This is a genomic window from Streptomyces aureus (assembly GCF_001418135.1).
GTDB classification, from domain to species: domain Bacteria; phylum Actinomycetota; class Actinomycetes; order Streptomycetales; family Streptomycetaceae; genus Streptomyces; species Streptomyces aureus_A.
In genome coordinates, this window is the sequence record NZ_LIPQ01000685.1 from 1 (window position 1) to 1,876 (window position 1,876).

Genomic DNA, 1,876 nt, shown 5'->3' on the forward strand with positions numbered 1-1,876 from the left:
CTCTTCCCGGCCGCGCTGGCCGCCCTGCGCGAGGGGCACCCGGAGCTCCGGGTCCGTACGACGGAGCTGGAGCCGGAGAGCGGCGTGCGCGCGGTGCTGCGCGGCGACGCGGACCTCGCGCTCGTCCTGGACTGGAGCAACAAGCGGGCGCCCGTGCCCGGCGGCCTGGAGCGCGCCCATCTGCTCGACGACTCCGCCGACGTGGCCCTGCCCGCCGGGCACCCGCTGGCCGGGCGCGAGTCGGTGGACCTGGTGGACTTCGCCGACGAGGAGTGGGTCTCCTGGCCCGAGGGCGAGTTCTGCCACGACTGGCTGATGTTCACGCTGCGCTCGCAGGGCATCGAGCCGCGGATCGGTCACCTGGCGGGGGAGCACCACACGCAGCTGGCGCTCGTCGCGGCGGGACTCGGCGTCTGCGTCACGCCCAGGCTCGGGCGGCCCGTGCCGGAGGGGGTCGTCTTCGTGCCCGTACGGCAGCAGGTGCGGCGCCACATCTACGCGACCTGGCGCGCCGACGCGGGCCGCCGGCCCTCCGTGCGGGCGGTCGTCGGCGCGCTCCGGGCGGCGGCCGAGCCGTTGGGGAGCTGACCGGGGCTCAGAGGCCCGCGAGTTTGCGGAAGTCCCAGGACGCGATCGCGTCCGGTGTCAGTCGCATCCAGGCGTGCCGGCCGTCGTGCGGCATCGCGTCCAGGCCGAAGTTCTTGGCGGCGAAGAGCTGTTCCGGCACGTCGAGTTCGGGGCACGGCTCGCCCGTACGCGGGGCCTCGCCGATGAAGGTGACGGTGCCCGAGAGCTCCACGCCCCGCAGTTCGCCGTAGTCCTCGCCGTCGTCCACCACGACGGCGATCCTCGGGTCGGCGCGCAGCTCCGCCCAACGGCGGCTGCGGGTCAGCGAGTACAGCCAGAGCGAGGAGCCGTCCCAGGCGAACCAGAGTGCGCTCACGTGCGGGCGGCCGTCGGCGGAGACGGTCGCGACCCGGCAGGTGCGCTGCTCGGCGAGAAAGGAGTCGAGCTCCGCCGGGGTCATCATGATCCGGCGTCCACGGCGCTGTGCGACGGTCATCGTCCGCACCCTTCTGGATTTCTGATGAGACGTCAGAAAGCATGGAGGGCCATTCGCGCGCGTGCAAGGGGAGAGACCATGGAGCAGAGGGCGAGAGAGCGGCTCGGGGAGCGGATCCGGCCGGACGGTGGGGTCGTGCTGCTCACCGTCGAGTGTCAGCGGGGGGTCGTCGGGCCGGAGAGCGCACTGCCCGAACTGGCCGCCGCCGCCCGTGCGTCGGGGGCCCTGCGCAACGTCGCCCGGCTGGTGGCCGCCGCGCACGAGGCGGACGTCCAGGTCATCCACGCCGTCGCCGAACGGCGCCCCGACGGGCGGGGCGCCAACAGTAACGCCCGGCTCTTCCGGGCCGCCGCCCGGCTTCCCGTACAGCAGCACAGCGGGAGCACGGCCGTACGGATCGCCGAACCGATCCAGGTGGCCGAGGAGGACCTCGTCGTACGGCGGCTGCACGGGCTCTCACCGCTCGCCGGGACCGATGTCGACCCGCTGCTCCGCAATCTCGGCTGCCGGACCCTGATCGTCACCGGCGTCTCCGCCAACGTGGCCGTGCCCAACGCCGTCTTCGACGCCGTCAACCTCGGCTACACCGTGGTCGTGCCCGCGGACGCCATCGCGGGGGTGCCGGCCGACTACACCCCCGCGATGATCCGTCACACCCTCGCGCTCGTCGCCTCGATCACCACGACCGACGAGATACTCGGCTGCTGGAAGCTCCCCCGGCGGTCCGGAACCACGGCGAACGCGGCCGGCGCCGGACGTACCGGGGGCGCCGGGCGTACCAGGGACGCCGGGGGCGCCGGGCGCACCGGGGGC

General features: G+C 74.0%; 3 protein-coding genes. 2 read left to right on the top strand and 1 reads right to left on the bottom strand.

What is annotated here, in order from left to right:
- A partial coding sequence (locus AOK00_RS36115; protein WP_055604317.1) for a LysR substrate-binding domain-containing protein occupies positions 1–588 on the top strand: 588 nt, incomplete at its 5' end.
- A gap of 7 nt (positions 589–595) precedes the next feature.
- Here the strand turns inward: AOK00_RS36115 and AOK00_RS36120 are convergent.
- Positions 596–1,063: a pyridoxamine 5'-phosphate oxidase family protein gene (locus AOK00_RS36120; RefSeq protein ID WP_030316507.1), complete on the bottom strand. Its 468-nt coding sequence runs from the start codon at positions 1,061–1,063 to the stop codon at positions 596–598.
- A gap of 78 nt (positions 1,064–1,141) precedes the next feature.
- On the opposite strand from AOK00_RS36120, the gene AOK00_RS36125 reads away from it, so the two are divergent.
- On the top strand, positions 1,142–1,876 hold a 735-nt coding region (locus AOK00_RS36125), incomplete at its 3' end, for a cysteine hydrolase (RefSeq protein WP_437441471.1).

Coding starts and splice junctions, on each gene's coding strand:
- AOK00_RS36120 (WP_030316507.1), bottom strand. CDS start 1,063: ATGACCGTCGCACAGCGCCGTGGACGCCGGATCATGATGACCCCGGCG.